The organism is Micromonospora sp. NPDC005686 (assembly GCF_042871665.1).
Lineage (GTDB): Bacteria > Actinomycetota > Actinomycetes > Mycobacteriales > Micromonosporaceae > Micromonospora.
This window is the reverse complement of record NZ_JBIAIY010000017.1, coordinates 1-20361: the sequence shown is the minus strand read 5'-3', so window position 1 is coordinate 20361 and position 20361 is coordinate 1. Positions and strand designations below refer to the sequence as shown.

The following is a 20361-nucleotide window of genomic DNA, read 5'->3' as shown; positions in this document are numbered from 1 at the left end:
GCGCCGGTCAGGTGTTCTTGCCGAGCAGCCGGGTGGCCAGCACCGCCGCCTGGGTACGCCGCTCCAGGCCGAGCTTGGCCAGCACGCTGGAGACGTAGTTCTTCACCGTCTTCTCGGCCAGGAACATCTTCCCGGCGATCTCCCGGTTGGTGAGCCCCTCCGCCACGTACTCCAGGATCCGCCGCTCCTGCTCGGTGAGCGACTTCAGCTCCCGGGGCTGCTCCACGCCGCTGCGGATGCGCTCCAGCACGCGAGTGGTGATCGCCGGGTCGAGCAGCGACTGCCCGGCCGCCACCCGGCGGACCGCGTCCACCAGGTCGGTGCCGCGGATCTGCTTGAGCACGTAGCCGGCGGCGCCCGCCATGATCGCCGCGAACAGCGCCTCGTCGTCCTCGTACGAGGTGAGGATCAAGCCCTTGATCGAGGAGTCCACGGCGCGGACGTCCCGGCACACGTCGATGCCGTTGCCGTCGGGCAGCCGGGCGTCGAGGATCGCCACGTCGGGACGCAGCGCCGGGATGCGGCGGGCCGCCTCCTGGGCCAGGCCGGACTCGCCGACCACCTCGATGTCGCCGCTGCTCTGGAGCAGTTCGGCAAGGCCACGACGGACGACCTCGTGGTCGTCGAGCAGGAACACCCGGATCATCAGTCCTTTCTACCCGCTTTCCCGGCCCGTTAGCACGGGTCGAAAGTCCCGTTCTGCCCGCGCCGGCCGGGACCGACGGCCGGGCCCAGGTGGGGACCTCCGGCCCTGCTCACCGCGCCGCACGCTGACGCACCGTAGTGGTGTACCCGGCCGGGGAGCCGGCTCCGCACGAGAGGGAGCACCACCATGACGACCGAATACACCGGCGAGCAGCTGCGGGCCGCGGTCGCCGACGCGGTCCGGGCGCCGTCGCTGCACAACACCCAGCCGTGGCGGTTCCGGCTCGTCGACGGCGGCATCGAGGTGGCCGTCGACCCGCTGCGCGGCCTGCCCGCCACCGACCCGAGCGGCTGGGGCTCACGGATCGCCGCCGGAGCGGCCCTGTTCAACCTGCGGCTGGCACTCGCCGTCGCGGGCACCCCGGCCACCGTCCGGCTGCGCCCGTACCCAGCCGACCCGGACGTCGTGGCCCGGCTGGTGCCGGACGTACCGCGCCGTCCCACCCCGGTCGAGCAGAGCCTGTACGGGGCGATCCCCCACCGGTTCAGCAACCGCGCGCCGTTCTGGCCCGACCCGGTGCCCGCCGAGGCCCGCTGGCGGCTCGGCGAGGCGGCCCGCGCCGAGCAGTGCTGGTTGGAGCTGGTGATCGGCACGAGCGCCGTCAACGCCGTCGCCGAGGTCGCCCGCAGCGCCCACCGCGTGCTGGAACGCGACCCCGCGTACGTGGCCGAACGGGCCGAGTGGATCCGCTCCGAGCCGGCCCCGGACGGCGTGCCGACGGGTGCCGGCGGACCGCAGAGCGAGCCGCAGGACCTGCTGCCCCAGCGCGGCTTCGGCGGCCGCAACCGCGCCCCCGGCCGCGACTTCGAGCCGGAGCCGCTGGTCGCGGTGATCGGCTCGGCCGGCAACACCTCGGCCGACCAGATCCTGGCCGGGCAGGCGCTGCAACGGGTGCTGCTCACCGCCACCGACGCCGGGCTGAGCGTGTCGATGCTGTCCCAGCCGATCGAGGTGCCGGCCGCACGTGAGGCGCTGCGAATGTCGCTCGGCCGGTTCGGCACCCCGCAGATGGTGATGCGGATCGGGTACGGCCAGCCGGGCCGCGCCACCCCCCGCCGCCGGGTCGAGGAGGTGCTCGACCTGCCGGTCGTGTCGGCCTGACCCGTACCCCTCCGCGGGTCGGGCCGGCCGCGCGGCCCCCGCCCGTGCGGCGTGGTGCTGCCGTGCGGGCCCGGCTGGAGCCGCGCGGGCCTCAGGCCGGGAGCGTGGCCAGCAGGGCGGCCTCCCGCTCCGGCGCCAGGCCGACCGGGGCGCGCGCCGGCCGCCCCGCCCGGTCCGGCACGTGCCCCACCTCGCGCAGCCACCGCCAGGTGTCGGCGACCGTCTCGGTCACCGGCCGGCAGACCAGCCCTGCCGCGTAGGCGCGCTCGACGTCCCGCTCCTGCAGCCAGCGGTACTCGTGTCCGCGCGGGATCCACACCGGCAGGTCGTTCCAGGGCTCCACCCCGGCGGCCAGGACCGGCTCCGGCGCGGTCCACCGCAGCGTCGCGTCCGACCCGGTCGCCGCCACCGCCGCGTCGAGCAGGTCACCCATCGTCGCGTGCCCGGTGCGACTCACCACGTTGTACGCCCCGCCGACGCCCTCGGCGCCCCGGTCCAGCAGCCAGGTCGCCAGGTCCCGGACGTCCACGTACTGGATCGGCAGGTCACGCGGCCCGGGCGCCAGCACGTCGCCGCCCCGGGCGATCCGGTGCAGCCACCAGGGCAGCCGCCCGATGTCCTCCCCCGGCCCCAGGATCAGCCCGGCGCGCGCCAGCAGCGCCCGGTCACCGAACACCCGCGTCGCGGCGAGTTCCCCGCCGGCCTTGTTCGCCGGGTAGTCGCCGTCGTCGGCGTCCGGGTCGGCCGCCACCGTGGGCGACTCCTCGCCGCTGCCGAGCGTGACGGGTGGCGCGTACACCGACCCGCTGGACACGTAGACGTAGTGCGGCACCGCGTCGACGAGCGCCAGCGCCGCGTCCCGCACCGCCCGCGGGGCGCCGTCCCAGGTGTCCACCACCAGATCCCACTCACCGCCGGTGAGCGCGGCCAGCCCGTCCGGCACGGTCCGATCACCTCGCAACCGGTGTACGCCGTCCGGCACCTGCCCGTGCACACCCCTGTTGAACACGGTCACCTGCCAGTCGCGGCGTACCGCCTCGGCCACCACCGCACCACCCACAAATCCCGTACCGCCGAGCATCAGGAGTCGCATGAGTCCCAGCCTGCCGCCCCGTGTCGGGTACTGCGTGCCCTGTTCACGGTCAGCGGATCTGCCAACGGCAGAACCCGCGGTCGGCAGCGGGCCGCGCCGCGCGACCGGCCGGCGCCTGCGCCCAGTGAGCGGAGCAACTGCCGCGCTGTCGGGCTCCACGCGGCCCTCGCCCTGACCGCTCAGGCGAGATCACGGCGAGTTCCGAGCCCTCCGAACAAGCCTCGCCCCGGGTCACCCGCGATCTTGCACTCTGCGCCCCGCATAACGTGCAAATGGGACACCCGCAGGGCCCGCCCGTCAAGATCGGCGCCGGCCCCGCTCCGCCCTCCGATTCGGCCCACCCCGAGGCGTCGATCATGAACTTAGCGGCGGCTTTGTGTCCGATTTGTCGCAGCTAAACTCATGATCGACCCTGTGGTGGGCGCCTGGGGAGGGCTTCTCCGGGGGTGATCAAGGAGTTTGTGGTCTCGCGGGCGCTGGAAGGTGCCGCAAACTCCTTGATCACGGGGCGCAGAGCGAGGCGCCCGGCTGGGCGCGGCGAGGATCTGGTGTGTGTGGGCGGGTGTCCGGGTCGGGGGTGGTGGGCGGCACTCTGGTGGCGGAATCGTGGGCGGGTGGGTGGCGTTGTAATCGGGTGAACGACCGAGCACCACGACGACGTGACGGCCCGCGCTGCTCCCCGCTGGTGTGTGGCCCTCGGGAATGATGCCGGGTGGTGGGTCGTTGGACATGTCTCCGGCGCCGCGACGTGGCATCCCCTTGCCCCGCGAGCGGCCGGTTCCCCCGAAGACCTTTTGAGCGCCTGACGTGGTGCTCGCACCCGCGCCGATCCCCCGTCGGTGTGGGCGTCGATCCCCCGAATGGAGCCCTCATCATGAACACGATTCTGCGGAAGAGCGTTCTGGGTGTTGCTGGTCTGGCTTTCACCGGTGGTGTGTTCGCCGGTCCGGTGGCCGCTCACGCGGCTGACACCACGGCCAGCGTCAGGCCGGTGTCGGTGACGGTGCAGGGTGACAAGTTGATCCCGCACGGTGTGCAGGGCGAGCAGTCGCGTATCGAGCTGAACGACGAGCAGACCGCGAATGTGAAGGCGATCATCGCGGCGACGAAGAAGGCCGGCATGGACGAGCGTGCCGCGGTCGTCTCCATCGCCACGGCGTTGCAGGAGTCGAAGCTGGAGAACCTGGGCCACCTCGGCGACCGCAACGACCACGACTCGCAGGGCCTGTTCCAGCAGCGCCCGTCGAGTGGTTGGGGCACGGTGGAGCAGATCACCGACCCCGAGTACTCGACCACGGCCTTCCTGAAGGGTCTCAAGCAGGTCGACGGCTGGCGGGACATGCCGCTGACCAAGGCCGCCCAGACCGTCCAGGTGTCGGCCTACCCGGACCACTACGCCCAGTGGGAGCAGCAGGCCGCCGACCTCGTCGCCCAGCACTGGACCAAGTAAGACCAACCGGCTGGCCGGACCCCGTGCACCGGGCCCGGCCAGCCTGGCCTTGCCCTGATGGTGAAGCTCGTCCGCGACCGCCGCAAACGCCCTCCGGCCTTCCACCGAGCATGGCTCCGGACGTCACACGAGGCGCGGCTTGGTCCGCTGGAACACGTCGGAAGGCCGGCACCCCGAGACGGGGTGCCGGCCTTCCTCTCGCGTACCCGATGGGTCAGGCCGGGGGCAGGACGAACGTCCACGTGGTGGTGGTCGTGCTGGCCGCGGCGCCGGTGGCGGTCAGCCCGCCGTAGTTGCCGGTCGGCACGCTGCTCGCCGAGTCGGCGAGCAGGCCGGTCACCCGTCCGCCGCCGGTCTGCGAGGAGTTGCTGCGCACCGCCACGCCGGACGGCGGGGTGAGCGCGGTGGACGTGCTGTCGCCGTGCAGCCAGTACGACACGGCCCAGCTCTGCGCGGCGGTCACCGGCGCGTACGGGGTGAGCCGGGTGGCGGTGCTCGCCGGATCGGTGGCCCTGCTGAAGACGGGCGCTCCCGGCGCGACCCCCCGGTACGCGGCCAGCACCAGGTTGCCCTTCGCCTGGCTGTCCAGCGCCACCCGGACAGTCGTGCCCGCGTCGCCCGCGCTCGCGGTCTTCCACCAGGCGGTGGTGGTGGCGAAGCCACCGTCGAGACGGTCGAGCCTGCTCCACCCGGTCACCCCGGTCGGCTCACCGGTGCCGGTGTGCGTGTTCTGGCTGAGCAGGAGCAGCAGCATGTCGCCGGCCTGCACGCCGGCCGGGACGGTGGCCGTGTGGCTGATCCAGTTGGCGTTCGCGGTGGCCTGGCCGACGAACGAGATCCGCTCCGGCACGGGCGCGACTGTCACCTCGACGGTCGCGGTGCCGGTGGCGCCTCGGTCGTCGGTGACGGTGAGCGTGACCGGGTAGGTGCCGGCCGCCGCGTACGTGTGCGACGTGGTCGGCACGGAGGCCGTGCCGGTGGTGTCCCCGTCGCCGAAGTTCCAGCTGTGGTCCTGGATCGCGCCGTCGGCGTCGGTGGAGCCCGCGCCGGAGAACGTGCACACCAGGCCGGAGCAGGTGGGCGTCAACGCGGCCACCGGCGCCTGGTTGGCCGGGCCGCCCGATCCCTTGAGGATCTTCACGTAGTCGATGTCACCGGCGAAGTAGTCGCAGGTGACATTCGTACCGTCGCACTGGCTCTTGCCGCCGGCGGACAGCGGCCACGTGTTCGCGATGGTGCCGGTCGGCCCGTTGAGGCGGCTGGTCCGCACGCCGTCGACGTACATCTCCACGTACGCCGACGTGCGGTTGCAGGTGACGGTGTGCCACTGGCCGTCGGAGATCGGCAGATCCGTGTAGCCGGTACGGGATGCGCCGTCCGCGCCCCGGAACAGGCACTTCGGCTTGCCGTTCGGCGCCTCGAGCTTCCAGTAGCCGCCGGCGGTGTTGCCCTGTCCCTTCTGGAGGATGTTGCCGAAGGAGTACGTGGTCCGGTAGCGGATGGTCACCGAGAAGTCCCCGGCATCCGGGTTGAAGTCGGTGCTGTGCGGCACCAGGTCGACGTGGCCCGGAACGTACTCCTCGTCGGTGGGCAGGTGCGTGGCGAAGCGGTGGCCGGTGGCCCCGGCGTAGAGCGCGCCGGTGACCACCTCGCCGCCGATCGTGCCGTGGCGGCCGTTGCCGCTGTAGTCGGTCAGCAGCGTCGACGACGTCGGCTCGTCCATGCTGAAGAACGCCACCGTCCGCGTCGCGGTGGCCTGCGCGGGCGCGGCCGAGATCGTCACCCCGGCCGCCACGACGACGGTCGCCACCCCTAACCGGGCGGCCGTCCGCCGCCATCGTCCCCGCTCGATCATGTGCATGTGACCGCCTCCCTGCGCGTCGGGCATCACAGTGACACGCGCGGTGGCGGTGGCTGAATAACCCGCACGGTGGAGGCGGGTGACCGATGTGGCCGGTACGAACCGTCCGGTGGGGTACGTCCGCAGATCGACCGGCGGTGCCGACGGGCGGGGAGGGTGACTCTCGGTGGGCGATACTGGGTTTGAACCAGTGACCTCTTCCGTGTCAAGGAAGCGCGCTCCCACTGCGCCAATCGCCCGGGCAATCGCGAGCGGACGACGGGATTCGAACCCGCGACCCTCACCTTGGCAAGGTGATGCGCTACCAGCTGCGCTACGTCCGCGTGCCGCCGGTTCGCGCCGGCGACGGGGTGAACTCTACCCGATGACAAGATCTCCGCGCGGCACACCCCCGCCGCGTCGGGTGGCCCGGTGGTTGCGCTGCTCGCCGCCGGGGTACTGAGGCCGGTGACAGCACAACCATCCCCCCGAAGGAGGCTGTCGTGGGTATCGGTACGAGCATTTTCCTGATCGCGGTCGGCGCGATCCTCACGTTCGCGCTCAACGCCAGCGTCGGCGGGGTCGACCTCGACGTCGTCGGCTGGATCCTCATGGCGGCCGGCGTACTCGGCCTGATCATGACCACACTGGTGTGGGGCCGCCGTCGCCAGGTCGTCACCACCACCGCCGAGCAGCCGGTGGAGTACCGCCGGGTCGAGGAGCGCCGGGACGTCGCCCCGCCGATGTGACCGCCGCCGGGGCCGACGGAGCTGATCGGTCCCGAACCGGACCGGCCGGATCACCCGATCCGGCCGGTCCGATCTGCTACGGGCGTGCCGGCGCCGACCACGAGTAGGGCGGCGGCGGCCAAGGGCAGAAGACGGACGACGAGAGCTGACCGATCGATGACGACGAGAAAGGCCGTGTCGAATGATCGACACGGCCTTTCCGCTGGTGGGCGATACTGGGTTTGAACCAGTGACCTCTTCCGTGTCAAGGAAGCGCGCTCCCACTGCGCCAATCGCCCTCGTCTACTGCCGAGGTGGAGACGGGATTTGAACCCGTGTACACGGCTTTGCAGGCCGTTGCCTCGCCTCTCGGCCACTCCACCGAGGTTGCCCCCGAACTGCGTGGCGGCATCTCCGAGCGGACGACGGGATTCGAACCCGCGACCCTCACCTTGGCAAGGTGATGCGCTACCAGCTGCGCTACGTCCGCACGCCCCCGGTGTTAACCGGTGACGGATGAGAACTTTAGCCGAGTCCGGGAACGGTTGCCAAATCGGGTCCCCGTCCGGCGCGTCCGCGGGTGACCGCCCTCTCGCCCGCGAGGCTTCCTAGGAACCTGGGTGGCTGGCCCCGACCCTAGTCGCAGCGACTGCGACCTGCCCGAATACGTCCGGCGAGTCGAGTGTCCGGCATCCGACTGTCCCATCGACGACCGGCCGCTTCGGTAACTCCTCGTGGTCAATCGGATGGGTTACCGTAACGCCGTGACGAGACGAGCCGCCGAGATCCGCCTGGACGCGCTGCTGCGTACGGCCTGCGAGGTGATCGCGGAACGAGGACTCGCCAACACCCGCACCGCGGACGTGGCCGAGGCCGCCGGGGTCAGCCAGGCGCTCGTGTTCTACCACTTCGCGACGAAGGACCGGCTGCTCGCGCAGGCCTTCGCGTACGCGGTCGAGCAGGATCTGGCCCGCCTCGACGCGGTGCTGCGCTCCTCTGCCCCGCCGCTTGCCAAGCTGCGCCGGATGCTGCGCCTCTACACGCCCACCGGCCGGGCCACCTCCTGGTCGATGTGGATCGACGGGTGGGCGGAGTCGCTGCGTACCCCGGAGTTGGAGAAGCTCTCCCGCCGCCTCGACCTGCGCTGGCGGCAGGACCTGGCGGCGGTGATCACCGCCGGGGTCACCGAGGGCACGTTCGACTGCCCCGACCCGGCGGGCGCGGCCTGGCGGATCAGCGCGGTGATGGACGGGCTGGCGGTCCAGCTCGCGGTGCACGAGCGGGTGATCACCCGCCGGCAGATCGCCGAGTGGATCCGCCTGGTGGCCGCCAGGGAACTGGGCCTGGAACCCAGCCAGCTCGACTGACCGCCCCGGCCCACCCCGCCGCCGATCATGGAGCGCGGGTGAGGGCAGGGTCAGTGCCAGCGAGGGCGGGGGCGTTCGAAGGGGGGCGGGAGCGTCTCCGGTTCGGCCTCCGCCGACGGGCGCAGGAGCCGGCGCATGCGCAGCAGCAGACCGGCGCCGAGGAACAGCAGCAACCCGCCGAGCAGGAACGCGGCCTGCACCACGCCGAACCCGCCGCTGTCCGCCACCGGCCGCCCGGCCAGGCCACCCGGCGGCGGCGGCTCCACCACCGCGGCGTCGGTCCGCTCGCCGGTGACCGGCTCGTCCGAGGGCTCCTCGGCGGGCGGCTCGTCGCTCGGCGACTCCGAGGGCTCCGCGCTGCTCCGCGAGGGCGTCGGCTCGGGCCCCTCCCCCACCACCTGACGGGAGGCGGTCCGCCGGGCGAGCAGCCGCAGCTGCGGGTCGTACGCCTCGGCGGCGAAGCTCACCCGCCCGCGCCCGACGTCCTCGGCGAACGCCACCCGGTAGCGGGCGGTGACGGTACGGCCGGGACAGAGGACCCCGGGGTCGAGCTGCCGGTCGGTGAGCCGGGCGGTGTCTCCCTCGGTGCGGATCTCCAGCGGGAACGATCCGCTGTCCTCCACCCGGTCCACCTTGAGCTGGTCCAGCCGCAGGCCCTGCACCCGCACCAGCATCGACCAGCGCACCTTGACACAGCCGCCCCCGTCGGAGCGGGACACCACGGCGGAGAGCGTCTCCACCCGGTTCCCGGCGGTGAACTCGTCGGGCAGGCCGCTCAACTCGGTGGAGAAGGCCGCGGCCGCCCGCGCCGGCAGGGCACCGCCGTACCCGGTCCCGGCCACGAAGGTCAGCACCAGTCCGATCCGCAGCGCGTGCCGCCAGCCGCTCACCACGCCTCCTCCCCCTCGGTCGTGTCCACAGGCAACGCTAGGAGCGCGCCGGGCACGCCGGTAGACGGGCGTGTTCGCATCCAACGCCAAGACAAGAGGGCTGTTTCACCGAGTGTGGTGAACCGGTCACGGCGTCACCGCGACACGCCCGGGATCGGGCCCGGCCGGGCGGTGGGACACAATTCTCCGGTGTCCGAGCTGTCCGCAGCGTTCGTCCGGCTGCACGCCCGCCTCGCCCCGGTCGCCTTCGTACCCGAGGTGCTGCTGCACCAGGCCGACGAGCCGATCGGGCTGTGGGAGCTGACCGAGGGCGAGTTCCGCAGCTCCCAGCCGCCGCCGTTCTGGGCGTTCGCCTGGGCCGGCGGGCAGGGCCTGGCCCGCTACGTCACCGACCACCCCGAGGTGGTCGCCGGCCGCCGGGTGCTCGACCTGGCCTCCGGCTCCGGCCTGGTCGCCATCGCCGCCGCCCGCGCCGGCGGCGCCGCCGTCCGGGCGGTCGAGGTGGACGAGCGGGCCGTCGCGGCCGTCGCCCTCAATGCCGAGGCCAACGGGGTACGCGTCGACGCCGAACTCGGCGACATCCTCGACTCCGGCGCCGGCGACGCCGAGGTGGTGCTGGCCGGGGACGTCTTCTACAGCGAGGCGATGGCCCGCCGGATGCTGCGTTTCCTGCTCCGGGCCGCCCGCGCCGGGGCCCGGGTGCTGGTGGGCGACCCGGGCCGGGCGTTCCTGCCCCGCGAGCGCTTCCACGAGCTGGCCGCGTACGAGGTGCCGGTCTCCGAGGCGCTGGAGAGCGTACGGGTGAAGCACACCACCGTCTGGGAGCTGGACCCGAACCCGCCCGGCGCCCGCCGCTAGCGTTACCGCGCCGGGCCGCACCGCTGCGTCGGCGCGCAACTGGCCGGATGGAGGCCGCGGTGGTGGTCGCCGAGGGACGCCTGACGCGTTCGTGGTCCGCCGCGCCTGAGCCCCGCGGGTGTCGAGAGAGGGCCTGACGAAAGTCAGGGTGAGCGGCTGCCGTTCGACGGCGGCGGCGCGCCCGCGCCGGCCCATAGCGTCACCGCATGATCACACTTCGTGCGTTGACGAAACGGTTCGGCGACGTGACAGCCGTCGACGACCTGACCGTCGAGATCCGCCCCGGGCAGGTCACCGGGTTCCTCGGCCCGAACGGGGCGGGCAAGTCCACCACCATGCGGATGGTGCTCGGCCTGGACCGGCCCACCGCCGGGCAGGCCCTGGTCAACGGCCGGGACTACCGCACCCTGCGGCACCCGCTGCACGAGGTCGGCGCGCTGCTCGACGCGACAGGCGTGCACCCGGCCCGCTCCGGCCTGGCGCACCTGCGGGCGATGGCGCGCAGCAACGGCGTACCGGCCCGGCGGGTGACCGAGGTGCTCGACCTGGTCGGCCTGGACGCCCGTGCCGCCGGCAAGCCGGGCCGGGCGCTGTCGCTGGGCATGGGTCAGCGGCTCGGCATCGCGGGCGCGCTGCTCGGCGACCCGCCGGTGCTGCTGCTCGACGAGCCGGTGAACGGGCTCGACCCGGACGGGGTGCGGTGGATCCGCGGGTTCACCCGCCGTCTCGCCGACGAGGGCCGCACCGTCCTCGTCTCCAGCCACCTGATGAGCGAGATGCAGCAGACCGCCGACCGGGTGGTGGTGCTCGGGCGCGGCCGGCTGGTGGCCGACGCGCCGCTGGCCGAGCTGATCGCCGCCCGGCCCGCCGCGTCGGTCCGGGTACGCGGCCCGCAGCCGGCCGCCCTGACCGCGCTCGGCGACCGGCTCACCGCCGAGGGCGCGACGGTCACCGCCGACGACGGCGGGCTGGCCGTGGCCGGCAGCACCGCCGCCCGGGTCGGCGACCTCGCGCACGAGATGGGGGTACGCCTGCACGAGCTGACCCCCGTCGCCCCCTCCCTGGAGGAGGCGTTCCTGGAGCTGACCGCCGACAGCGTGGAGTACGCCGCCGGCCTGACCGGAGGTGGCGCCCGATGACCGCACAGTCCATGCTCGACCCGGCCCGGCGGACCGCCCGGCCCGCCCCGGCCGGACATCCGCTCGCCGGGGCGGTGGCCGCCGAGTGGACCAAACTCTGGTCGGTGCGCTCCACCTGGTGGACGCTGCTCGCGGCGGTGCTGACCATGGCGGCGAGCAACGCCCAGCTCGCCATCTACGCACACAACGCCAACACCGACGACGATCCGGCGAACAACCCGGGCGTCGTCGGCGTCGGTGAGATCGTGGCCGGGTCGCTGGAGCTGACCCAGTACGTGGTGCTGGCGCTCGGCCTGTTCGCGATCACCAGCGAGTTCACCACCGGCACGATCCGCACCACGCTGCGGTGCACCCCGTCGCGGGGGCGGGTGCTGACCGCGAAGGCGATCGTGGTGGGCGCCGTGACGTTCGGCCTCGGGCTGCTGCTCGGCGTCGTCGGCGCGGTGTCGGCCCGGCCGGTGCTCGGCGAGTGGGGCCGCGCCCCGCTGGGCGGCACGGTGGCCGACGTCATCGCCTGCGCCGCGTACCTGGCGCTGGCCGGTGTGCTGGCGCTCGGCCTGGCGTGCGCGCTGCGCGGCGCGGTACTCACGCTGACAGTGCTGTTCGCGCTGTTGATGATCGTGCCGCTGTCGTTGCGGGAGCCGGACATCACCGTGCTCACCCGGATCTCCGACGCCTTGCCCGGCGTGGCCGGCAACCATTTCCTGGCCGGGGACACCGCGCCGTACCCGCCGGCCGTGGGTCTGCTGGTGCTCGCCGCCTGGACCGCCGCCGCGCTGGCTCTGGGCCGGTGGGCGCTGGCCCGGCGCGACGCCTGAGCGGGGCGGGGCTGGTCAGCCGGCGGGTGGGACCAGCCCCGCCTCGTACGCGAGGATCGCCGCCTGCACCCGGTTGCGCACGTCCAGCCGGGTGAAGATGCTGGTCAGGTAGCTCTTCACGGTGCCCTCGACCAGGTGCAGCCGACGGGCGATCTCGGCGTTCGACAGTCCCGCCCCGACCAGCGCCAGCACGTCGCGTTCCCGGTCGGTGAGCCCGGCCAGCCGGTCCCGCGCGTACGGACCGCGGGCCAGCCGGCCGCCGCTCAGCTCGATCACCCGGCGGGCCACCCGCGGCGACAGGTACGCCCCGCCGTCGGCCACCGCCCGCACCCCGGCCAGCAGTTCGCGCGGGTCACCGGACTTGAGCAGGAATCCGGCGGCCCCGTGGCCGAGCGCGCGGGCGATCAGGTCGTCGTCGCCGAACGTGGTGAGCATGACCGCCGCCGTCTCCGGCACCAGCCGGCGGATCTGCGCGGCGGCGCTGAGCCCGTCGCAGCGGGGCATCCGGATGTCCAGCAGCGCCACCCGGGGCCGGTGTGCGCGGACCAGCTCGACCGCCGCGAGGCCGTCCTCGGCCTCGCCGACCACCTCGACGCCGGGGTCGGCGGCCAGGATCGCCCGGACCCCGGCCCGGACCAGAGCCTCGTCGTCGGCGAGCACCACCCGCACCGGACGTCCACGCTCGTCGCTCATGGTGCGATCTGCTCCTTGCTGACCAGCCGCCCGCCCACGAAGCAGAGCTGCCAGGTCGCCTGGGCGAACGGGAAGTTGCGGTCGGTGTAGTACTCGCAGCCCGGAACGGCACCGGTCCCCGGTGGGGCGACCTGGCGGCGGGGCAGTTCGAGCGCCTCGCGCGGCTCGCCCAGCCGCAGCCGTTCGAAGCCGGCCTGGTCGAGCACCGCCCCGGCCGTGGCGAGCGGGTAGTAGACCAGGGTCAGCACCAGGGCCAGTCCGGCGGGCGCGCCGAACGCCACGAGCAGGCTGCGCCGCAGCCGCCGCCGGGCCTCCCGCAGCCGGCGCTCCGCGTCCCGGCCGGGTACGCCGACGCGTCCCGCGTCGAGCGGGTCGATCTCCGCGAGGTCGTCGTCGCCGGGTCGCGGGGCGGTCGCCCCGGAACCGTCAGCCGGGCCGGTGACCGGCGGACCGGCGTCGGCGAGGGCCGGCGTCCCGAAGGCCCGGATCGGGCCGGCGACCGGTGAACCGGCGTCCGCGCGGCCGAGCGGCGGCGTGCCGGGACGGGCCGCGTCGGCGAGCGGGAGGTGTGCGGTGACCGCCCAGCCGCCGTCGCGCGGGCCGGCGTCCAGCACGCCGCCGGCGAGGCGTACCCGCTCGCGCAGCGCCACCAGGCCGGAGCCGTGCGACGCCGGTCCGGGCAGCGGGCCGGCCGGTGGCGCCGGGTTGACCACCGCGACGGTCACCGCGTCGGCGGCCCGCGCCACCTCGACCACGACCGGGGCGTCCGGGGCGTACCGGGCGGCGTTGGTGAGCGCCTCCCGGACCACCCGGTGCACGGCGTGCGCCACCAGCGGCGGCAGCTCCGCGGCGTCGGCACGCAGCTCGACCGCCATCCCGGCGTCGCGCGCGCCGTCGACCACGTCCGCGACCGACTCCCCCGGCGGCCGCAGCGTGTGCTCCTCGCGCAGCACGCCGACCACGTCGTGCAGCCGTTCCGAGGCGGCGGCCACGCTGGCCCGTAGCTCCCCCGCCGCCGCCCGATGTGCCGGGGACAGGTCCGGCGCCAGCTCCAGTGCCCCGGCCCGCAGCGCGATGAGGCTCAGGTCGTGGCCGAGCGAGTCGTGCATGTCCTGGGCGATCCGGGCCCGCTCCCGCAGGCGCACGCGCTCCACCACCGCCCGCCGCTCGTCCTCCGCGTGCCGCCGCCCGGCGTCGGCGAGCGCCTGCTGCTGACGCCGCAGCCGGCCCAGCAGCCAGGGGAAGACCCCGGCGAACAGCAGCACCGAGGCGAGCATGAACCAGGTGGCCGGGTCGGTGCCGAACAGCCCGAGGTTGAGCACGGTGCCGGTCACCGCGATGGCGGCGAAGACGACAGCGGCCGGCGCGGCCCGGGCGCTGCGCAGCCCGGCCAGGTAACCGAAGACCGGGATGGCGAAGACCACGTTTCCGTCGACGAGCGAACCGGCGACCACGACCAGCACCGCCGCCAGCGGCCATCGGCGGCTCACCGCCACTGCCAGGGCGAGCAGGGCCAGCACGACGCCGTACAGCGGCAGGTCGTGCGCCTGCCACGGCGGGCTGATCCGGCCGGCCGTCACCGGCGTCGCGAGCACCGCCCACAGCAGCAGGTCACCGGCCCGGCGCTGCCGTTCGCGGGGTTCCACGACGGTCACGCTACCCACGCCCGGCCGGGCCGGGCACCGACGAAAGTCAGGTCTCCTCGGCCCAGGCCCGCCAGTCGTCGAGCACGCCGTACAGGGCGGGGGTGAGCCAGCCGGGCGCGGACCGGCGGAACACGCCCGGGTCCATCCCGCCCGCGCCGGCCGGCACCGCGCCGAGCAGGTTCGGCAGCAGCTCGGACAGGTTGAGCCAGTGCACCAGCTCCGGTTCGGTCGGCCAGGCGCCGATCACCACGCCGGCCGGGACGGCCCGTCGTTCCAACGCCTCCAGCGTCAGCGCGGTGTGGTTGAGCGTGCCGAGCCCGGCCCGCGCCACCACCACCGCGGGCGCGCCGAGCGACACGGCCAGGTCGGCCACCGTCCACGGCTCACCGGAGGGGCGCAACCCCATCGGTACGAGCAGCCCGCCCGCGCCCTCGACGAGCACCAGGTCGTGCTTGTCCGCCTCCTCGCGGACGGCGTCGACGGCGTTGTACAGCTCCAGCGGCGGCAACTCCGCGACCCGGGCCGCGGCCAGCGGGGCCAGCGGATCGGGGTAGCTGGCCAGCGTCCGGCCGGTCAGCGGGGCGGCCAGCCGGGTCACCGAGTCGACGTCCCCGGGCTCGCCTGTGGCCGTACCCGTCTGGCCGGGCTTGACCACGGCGACCCGCAGGCCGGCCGCCTGCGCGGCGGCGGCGACGGCGGCGGTCACCACGGTCTTGCCCACCTCGGTGTCGGTGCCGGTCACCAGCACCGGCCCGGTCCAGGCGTCGCCGAAGCTCATGGCGCACACTCCACGATGACGTCCAGGGCCCGGTCGAAGTCGGCCCGGTCCACCCCGGCGCTGACGGTGAGCCGCAGCCGGGACCGGCTGTCCGGCGTGGACGGGGGACGGAAGCAGCCGACCGCGACGCCCCGGTCCCGGCAGGCGGCGGCCCACGCGGTCGCCTCCTGCGGGCCGGGCGCGGTCACCGAGATCACGGCGCCGTCCGGGGCGGACACGGACAGCCCGGCCGCGCCGAGCCGGCGCACCGCCGCCGCGACCCGGTCGGTCAGCTCGGCGCGCAGCGCGTCACCGGTGCGGGCCAGCCGCACCGCGGCGCGGACCCCGGCCACCACGGCGGGCGGCGGCGCGGTGTCGAAGATGAACGTGCGGCCGGTCTCCACCAGGTGGCGGACGAACTCGGCCGGCCCGGCGACCACGCCACCGGCCCCGCCGAGCGCCTTGGACAGCGTCGCGGTGACCACCACGTCGGGCGCGCCGGCCAGCCCGGCGGCGGCGACCCCGCCGGCTCCGGCCGGGCCGGTGACGCCGAGCGCGTGCGCGTCGTCGACGAGCAGCAGCGCGCCGTGCCGGCGGGCCACCGCGTGCAGCTCCGCGAGCGGGGCAAGGTCGCCGTCGACGGAGAAGACCGACTCGGTCACCACCACCGCCGGGCGGCCCGGTGCGGCGGCGAGCGCCGCGGCCACCGCCGCCACGTCCGCGTGCGGCGTCACCAACGTCTCGGCGCCGGAGATCCGGCAGCCGTCGATCAGCGAGGCGTGGTTGTGGGCGTCGGAGACGAGCAGCGTACGCGGCTGGGTCAGCCCCCGGACGGCGGCGACGTTGGCCAGGTAGCCGGAGGAGAACACCAGCGCCCGGTCGACGCCGAGCCAGTCGGCCAGGTCGTCCTCCAGCGCGTGGTGGGCGTCGGTGGACCCGCGCACCAGACGCGACCCGGTGGCGCCCAGTCCGTACGCGGACAGCGCCCTCGCGGCGGCGGCGGTGACCTCGGGGTGGGTGGCCAGGCCGAGGTAGTCGTTGCCGGCCAGGTCGACCACGGCGTCGTCGGCGGCCCGGGGGCGCAGCGTGCGGGTCAGCCCCGCCCGGGCCCGCAGCTCGGCGCGGCGGTCCAGGGCCGCGAGCCAGTCCGCCACCGTGCCGTCCCCTCCCGCCGACTTTCGCCCCGCCGGGCGCTTCCGCGGGGCGAAGTTACCACCCGCGCCGAGGGCCCCGGCGTGGCGCGGTCCCGGCTCGCCGGAGGGCCGCGGCGACGGTTTCCCGCGCTCATGGTGGCCTGTTAGGTTACGAGCCATGCCAGAGATCCTCGACCAGGCCCGGGAGCGGGTGCTGGGCAACGGCGTCGGCCTCGACGAGGCCGGTGTCCTCGCGGTGCTGAACCTTCCCGACGAGCACCTGCCCGCCGCGCTCCAGCTCGCCCACGAGGTCCGGATGCGCTGGTGCGGTCCGGAGGTCGAGGTCGAGGGCATCGTCTCGCTGAAGACCGGCGGCTGCCCGGAGGACTGCCACTTCTGCTCGCAGTCCGGCCTCTTCACCTCGCCGGTCCGGTCGGTCTGGCTGGACATCCCGGCGCTGGTCGAGGCCGCGAAGCAGACCGCCGCCACCGGGGCGACCGAGTTCTGCATCGTGGCCGCCGTGCGCGGCCCGGACGCCCGGCTGATGAAGCAGATGCGCGAGGGTGTCGCCGCCATCCGCGCCGCTGTCGACATCCAGGTCGCCGCCTCGCTCGGCATGCTCACCAAGGAGCAGGTCGACGAGCTGGTCGAGATGGGCGTGCACCGCTACAACCACAACCTGGAGACCTGCCGCTCCTACTTCCCGAACGTGGTCACCACGCACTCCTGGGAGGAGCGCTGGGAGACGCTGCGGATGGTCCGCGAGTCCGGCATGGAGGTCTGCTCCGGCGGCATCCTCGGCCTCGGCGAGACGGTCGAGCAGCGCGCCGAGTTCGCCGCGCAGCTCGCCGAGCTGGACCCGCACGAGGTGCCGCTGAACTTCCTCAACCCTCGCCCCGGCACGCCGCTCGGTGACCGCCCGGTGGTGGAGGGCAAGGACGCGCTGCGCGCCATCGCCGCGTTCCGGCTGGCCATGCCGCGCACCATCCTCCGGTACGCGGGCGGCCGGGAACTCACCCTCGGTGACCTCGGCACCCGCGACGGTCTGCTGGGCGGCATCAACGCGGTGATCGTCGGCAACTACCTGACCACGCTGGGCCGGCCGGCGACGGCCGACCTGAAGCTGCTGGAAGACCTGAAGATGCCGGTGAAGGCGCTCTCGGCGACCCTGTGAGGCAGCGGTGACCGAATCCTCCCCCGCCACGGCGCCGCCCGCCGCGCGCTGGTGCGACAGGTGCGGCGAGTCGGTGACGGCCGGGCCGCACCCGGCGTGCGAGGCGGCCCGCGCGTGGGAGCCACCGCGCTGGTGCGCGTCCTGCCGGCGCCGGATGAAGGTGCAGGTCGTACCGGCCGGCTGGTCGGCCGTGTGCGTCGAGCACGGCGAGCGGCAGGGCTGAGGCGTGCTGCGCGGGCGAGCGGTGACACTGCGACCGGTGACCGACGCCGACGTGCCCGCCCTGGCCGCGATCCGGGCCACCCCCGAGGTACGCCGCTGGTGGCGCGGCGGCGACGACCTGGCCGAGTCGGTGCGGGCCGACCTGGCCGACGACGCGCTGACGACCTACGCCGTCGAGCACGACGGCAGGCTGGTCGGCGCGATCCAGTGGTACGCCGAGACCGACCCGGACTACCGCCACGCCAGCTTGGACGTCTTCCTCGACCCGGCGGTACGCGGCGCCGGGCTGGGCGGGGACGCGATCCGCACGCTGGTCCGGCACCTGATCGACGAGTACGGCCACCACCGGTTCACCATCGACCCGGCGGCGGCGAACACGGCGGCGATCCGCGCGTACGCGAAGGTGGGGTTCCGTCCGGTGGGCATCATGCGCCGCTACGAGCGCGGCGCGGACGGACGCTGGCACGACGCGCTGCTGATGGATCTGCTCGCCGAGGACCTGGCCGGCTGATTCAGCCGGCCCAGAGCAGGTTGCCGCCGGGCAGGCGGCGGGCGCCCTCGGCGGGCCGGTGCGGGCTGAGCCGGCCGTCCGGCATGAGGTGCGACACCGGCACCCCGCGGCCGAGCACGGCGACGTCGGCGATCAGCCGGCGGTGGCAGCGCCACCAGACGCTCTCGCTGCACATCACCGCTGTGGTCCGCAGCGCGGCGTCGGCGAGCACCTCGGCCACGGCCGCGTCGAAGTCGGGCGTGCGGGTGTACGCGGCGTACGCCCGGAAGGCCGCGACAGTCCACCAGGTGTCCGGTTCCGGCTCACCGGCGCGGACGTGCCGGCGGCCGCCGAGGCGCGGCTCCCAGCGGTAGCCGATGCCCCGTTCGGGCAGCCAGCGTTCCATGGCCTCGCGGCGGACGTCCGGGTTGGTCCGGCTGGCCGGGTAGCGGCGCACGTCCACGACCAGGGCGACAGCCGCGCCGGCCAGCAGGTCCCCGATCTGGTCGCGGTGGGCGGCCCCGTGGCCGACGGTCAGCAGCTCGCGCTCCACCGCCCCAGCTTGCCCCGGGTCGCCGCCGCCCGCCCGCGTTTCGCCGCGGGCCGGCCCAGGGCCACCACCCGGGCCCTGCCGTCCGGCCGGGTGGGGTCGGCCCCACCTGGAAGCGTGCCCGGCACCACGCGGGTGCCGGGCACGCTTTCCGGTGACTGTGTGACGGTCAGCGCTGGAGGGTCAGCACACCCGGCCGCCACGGCAGCAGGTTGTAGTCGCCTCCCGCACTGGGGTTCTTGCCCTGGTACAGGAGCTGCAGGTTGCAGGCGTCGACGGTCTTGGTCTGGTCGGGGTTGGTGCGGACCAGGTCACCGTGGCTGATGTCGTTCGTCCACGTCGCGCCGCTGTTGGCCTTGCCGGCGAAGGGGTTGCTCTCCGTGGCGGCCTGCGGTGTCCACGAGCCGCCGAGGCTGTTGGACGTGAACGACCGGAAGTAGCGTCCCTGACTTCCGATCGCCTCGACGATCATGAGGTACTGGTTCTGGCCCGCGACCTTGTAGACCTCGACGCCCTCGAACAGGTTGTTCGTCGAGTCGGTCATGATCGTCGTGTAGCTGGAACCGAAGCTGCCCGGGAAGTTCCCCAGCGGCATGCTCGACCGGTAGATCTTGCCGTTGTCCCCGGCGAAGAACAGGTACATGTTCTGGTCGTCGCCGATGAGGGTCTGGTCGATGACGCCGTACGGGGCGTCGGGCAGGGTGGCGGTGGACAGCGTCTGCGCCGAGGACCAGCCGTTGGCGTTGGTCGGGTCGCTCGACGTCTTGTAGCTGAACGAGGTCGGTCCCCACTGGTACGCCAGCACCCAGATGTTCTTCGGGGCGAAGTACAGCAGCGTGGGCGCCACGGTGCCCTGGCTCATTCCGGTCTGGCCGGCCGAGGCCATGTCGGACCAGTTGGTGAACGGGCTGAAGTTCATCGAGCTGTACTGGCCGCTGCTGTTGACGTACGACCCGTAGACCAGGTGCTTGCCGTTGTAGACCACGTTCGTGAAGTCCTTGAGCGAGACCCAGCCGTTCTGCGGGTTGGCCAGCGCGCCGGTCGACGACCACCGGTAGGTCGACGGGAGCGCGCAGCCGCCCGGCGGGGGCGTCGTGGTCGGCGGCGGCGTGGTCGGCGGCGACGTGGTCGGGGGCGTGGTGCCACCGAAGTCGGTCCGCCACTGCTGGTTGGTCTGCCCGTGGCAGTCGTACAGCTGGATCTGCTGGCCGTTGCCGGTGCCCCAGACGTCCAGGCAGCGGCCGGACTGCACGCCGCTGATGCTGCCGTTGGAGTTGATGTTCCACTGCTGGTTGGGCTGGCCGTTGCAGTCCCAGATGATGATTCCGGTGCCGTTCGCGGTGGCCGCGCCGTTCGCGTCGAGGCACTTGCTGCCGTAGACCATCAACTGCTTGCTGGAGGTGTACGTCCACTGCTGGTTCGACTGACCGTTGCAGTCGTAGAGCTGGACCCGGGTGCCGTTGGTCTGCGTGGAGTTCGGCACGTCGATGCAGCGGCCCGACTGCACGCCGACGATCCGGCCGGCGCCGCCGCTCGGCGGCGGTGACGTGGTCGGGGTGGTGGTCGGGGTGGTGGTCGGCCCGGCCGCGTTGAGGGCGTTGAGGACCGAGGTGTACGCGGCCTTCTTGTTGCCGCTGCCGTCGAACAGCAGCGGGCTCTCGTTGGAGCGCCAGGAGTCGCTGTCACGCACGCCCCACACCGTGATG

General features: G+C 73.9%; 21 protein-coding genes and 5 tRNA genes. 10 read left to right on the top strand and 16 right to left on the bottom strand.

Features of this window, described 5'->3' with window-relative positions; genetic code table 11:
* Positions 1-7: 7 nt before the first annotated feature.
* Positions 8-646, bottom strand: coding sequence for a response regulator transcription factor (locus tag ACFYON_RS27710; RefSeq protein ID WP_354874710.1), 639 nt, complete (start codon positions 644-646; stop codon positions 8-10).
* Between the two features lie 186 nt (positions 647-832).
* On the opposite strand from ACFYON_RS27710, the gene ACFYON_RS27705 reads away from it, so the two are divergent.
* Complete coding sequence (locus ACFYON_RS27705) at positions 833-1807, top strand: Acg family FMN-binding oxidoreductase (protein ID WP_354874712.1); 975 nt, start codon at positions 833-835, stop codon at positions 1805-1807.
* A gap of 91 nt (positions 1808-1898) precedes the next feature.
* On the opposite strand, the gene ACFYON_RS27700 is transcribed toward ACFYON_RS27705, so the two are convergent.
* The gene (locus ACFYON_RS27700; RefSeq protein ID WP_387190771.1) at positions 1899-2900 is read right to left on the bottom strand and encodes an NAD-dependent epimerase/dehydratase family protein; all 1002 of its coding nucleotides are present in this window, start codon (positions 2898-2900) and stop codon (positions 1899-1901) included.
* A gap of 874 nt (positions 2901-3774) precedes the next feature.
* Between ACFYON_RS27700 and ACFYON_RS27695 the strand changes: the two genes are divergently transcribed.
* The gene (locus tag ACFYON_RS27695) at positions 3775-4350 is read left to right on the top strand and encodes a hypothetical protein (protein WP_355015237.1); all 576 of its coding nucleotides are present in this window, start codon (positions 3775-3777) and stop codon (positions 4348-4350) included.
* A 214-nt stretch (positions 4351-4564) separates the two neighbouring features.
* Here the strand turns inward: ACFYON_RS27695 and ACFYON_RS27690 are convergent, their stop codons facing one another.
* The 3 genes from ACFYON_RS27690 to ACFYON_RS27680 all read right to left on the bottom strand — a co-directional run bounded on the left by ACFYON_RS27690 (position 4565) and on the right by ACFYON_RS27680 (position 6534).
* Positions 4565-6211 carry a PKD domain-containing protein gene (locus ACFYON_RS27690; RefSeq protein WP_354874968.1) on the bottom strand — a complete coding sequence of 549 codons (1647 nt, stop codon included), beginning with the start codon at positions 6209-6211 and terminating at the stop codon, positions 4565-4567.
* 167 nt (positions 6212-6378) lie between these two features.
* A tRNA-Val gene (locus ACFYON_RS27685) sits at positions 6379-6450 on the bottom strand.
* Between the two features lie 11 nt (positions 6451-6461).
* A tRNA-Gly gene (locus ACFYON_RS27680) sits at positions 6462-6534 on the bottom strand.
* A 159-nt stretch (positions 6535-6693) separates the two neighbouring features.
* Here ACFYON_RS27680 and ACFYON_RS27675 point away from each other — a divergent pair.
* Entirely contained in the window at positions 6694-6939 is a 246-nt protein-coding gene (locus ACFYON_RS27675) for a DUF6458 family protein (protein ID WP_013284878.1), read from the top strand.
* A gap of 203 nt (positions 6940-7142) precedes the next feature.
* Here ACFYON_RS27675 and ACFYON_RS27670 read toward each other — a convergent pair.
* The 3 genes from ACFYON_RS27670 to ACFYON_RS27660 all read right to left on the bottom strand — a co-directional run bounded on the left by ACFYON_RS27670 (position 7143) and on the right by ACFYON_RS27660 (position 7408).
* Positions 7143-7217 (bottom strand) — tRNA-Val (locus ACFYON_RS27670).
* Between the two features lie 13 nt (positions 7218-7230).
* Positions 7231-7301 (bottom strand) — tRNA-Cys (locus ACFYON_RS27665).
* A 34-nt stretch (positions 7302-7335) separates the two neighbouring features.
* Positions 7336-7408, bottom strand: a tRNA-Gly gene (locus tag ACFYON_RS27660).
* A gap of 274 nt (positions 7409-7682) precedes the next feature.
* Between ACFYON_RS27660 and ACFYON_RS27655 the strand changes: the two genes are divergently transcribed.
* Positions 7683-8285 carry a TetR/AcrR family transcriptional regulator gene (locus tag ACFYON_RS27655; protein ID WP_354874966.1) on the top strand — a complete coding sequence of 201 codons (603 nt, stop codon included), beginning with the start codon at positions 7683-7685 and terminating at the stop codon, positions 8283-8285.
* Between the two features lie 50 nt (positions 8286-8335).
* On the opposite strand, the gene ACFYON_RS27650 is transcribed toward ACFYON_RS27655, so the two are convergent.
* The gene (locus ACFYON_RS27650; protein ID WP_354874964.1) at positions 8336-9175 is read right to left on the bottom strand and encodes a hypothetical protein; all 840 of its coding nucleotides are present in this window, start codon (positions 9173-9175) and stop codon (positions 8336-8338) included.
* Positions 9176-9364: 189 nt separating this feature from the next.
* Here ACFYON_RS27650 and ACFYON_RS27645 point away from each other — a divergent pair, with 189 nt between their 5' ends.
* The 3 genes from ACFYON_RS27645 to ACFYON_RS27635 all read left to right on the top strand — a co-directional run bounded on the left by ACFYON_RS27645 (position 9365) and on the right by ACFYON_RS27635 (position 11990).
* Positions 9365-10033 (top strand): 50S ribosomal protein L11 methyltransferase, encoded by a 669-nt coding sequence (locus tag ACFYON_RS27645; RefSeq protein WP_354874962.1) that lies wholly within the window; start codon positions 9365-9367, stop codon positions 10031-10033.
* A 206-nt stretch (positions 10034-10239) separates the two neighbouring features.
* Positions 10240-11172 carry an ATP-binding cassette domain-containing protein gene (locus ACFYON_RS27640; protein ID WP_354874960.1) on the top strand — a complete coding sequence of 311 codons (933 nt, stop codon included), beginning with the start codon at positions 10240-10242 and terminating at the stop codon, positions 11170-11172.
* A complete protein-coding gene (locus ACFYON_RS27635; protein ID WP_354874958.1) occupies positions 11169-11990 on the top strand; it encodes an ABC transporter permease in 822 nt (273 codons plus the stop codon). The genes ACFYON_RS27640 and ACFYON_RS27635 overlap by 4 nt, the downstream gene beginning before the upstream one ends.
* Before the next feature lie 15 nt (positions 11991-12005).
* Here the strand turns inward: ACFYON_RS27635 and ACFYON_RS27630 are convergent, their stop codons facing one another.
* From ACFYON_RS27630 to ACFYON_RS27615, 4 genes are read right to left on the bottom strand one after another with little or no spacing between them, the layout of a single operon-like run.
* A complete protein-coding gene (locus ACFYON_RS27630; RefSeq protein ID WP_354874956.1) occupies positions 12006-12683 on the bottom strand; it encodes a response regulator transcription factor in 678 nt (225 codons plus the stop codon).
* Complete coding sequence (locus ACFYON_RS27625) at positions 12680-14329, bottom strand: sensor histidine kinase (RefSeq protein ID WP_387190778.1); 1650 nt, start codon at positions 14327-14329, stop codon at positions 12680-12682. The genes ACFYON_RS27630 and ACFYON_RS27625 overlap by 4 nt, the downstream gene beginning before the upstream one ends.
* Before the next feature lie 46 nt (positions 14330-14375).
* A complete protein-coding gene (gene bioD, locus ACFYON_RS27620) occupies positions 14376-15107 on the bottom strand; it encodes a dethiobiotin synthase (RefSeq protein WP_091420131.1) in 732 nt (243 codons plus the stop codon).
* Positions 15104-16240 carry an 8-amino-7-oxononanoate synthase gene (locus ACFYON_RS27615; RefSeq protein ID WP_355096654.1) on the bottom strand — a complete coding sequence of 379 codons (1137 nt, stop codon included), beginning with the start codon at positions 16238-16240 and terminating at the stop codon, positions 15104-15106. Before ACFYON_RS27615 ends, bioD begins: the two co-directional genes overlap by 4 nt.
* 157 nt (positions 16241-16397) lie before the next feature.
* On the opposite strand from ACFYON_RS27615, the gene bioB reads away from it, so the two are divergent.
* The 3 genes from bioB to ACFYON_RS27600 are packed head-to-tail and all read left to right on the top strand — an operon-like array spanning position 16398 to position 18126.
* Positions 16398-17393 (top strand): biotin synthase BioB, encoded by a 996-nt coding sequence (gene bioB, locus ACFYON_RS27610; RefSeq protein ID WP_354874948.1) that lies wholly within the window; start codon positions 16398-16400, stop codon positions 17391-17393.
* 7 nt (positions 17394-17400) lie between these two features.
* Positions 17401-17616: a hypothetical protein gene (locus ACFYON_RS27605; protein ID WP_354874946.1), complete on the top strand. Its 216-nt coding sequence runs from the start codon at positions 17401-17403 to the stop codon at positions 17614-17616.
* Positions 17617-17619: 3 nt separating this feature from the next.
* On the top strand, positions 17620-18126 hold the full coding sequence (locus ACFYON_RS27600) for a GNAT family protein (RefSeq protein WP_354874944.1): 507 nt from the start codon (positions 17620-17622) through the stop codon (positions 18124-18126).
* 1 nt (position 18127) lies between these two features.
* On the opposite strand, the gene ACFYON_RS27595 is transcribed toward ACFYON_RS27600, so the two are convergent.
* The 3 genes from ACFYON_RS27595 to ACFYON_RS27585 all read right to left on the bottom strand — a co-directional run.
* On the bottom strand, positions 18128-18658 hold the full coding sequence (locus ACFYON_RS27595) for a DUF488 domain-containing protein (protein ID WP_354874942.1): 531 nt from the start codon (positions 18656-18658) through the stop codon (positions 18128-18130).
* Entirely contained in the window at positions 18640-18801 is a 162-nt protein-coding gene (locus ACFYON_RS27590; protein ID WP_355097487.1) for a hypothetical protein, read from the bottom strand. The genes ACFYON_RS27595 and ACFYON_RS27590 overlap by 19 nt, the downstream gene beginning before the upstream one ends.
* A 23-nt stretch (positions 18802-18824) precedes the next feature.
* A partial coding sequence (locus ACFYON_RS27585; protein ID WP_387321257.1) for a non-reducing end alpha-L-arabinofuranosidase family hydrolase occupies positions 18825-20361 on the bottom strand: 1537 nt, incomplete at its 5' end.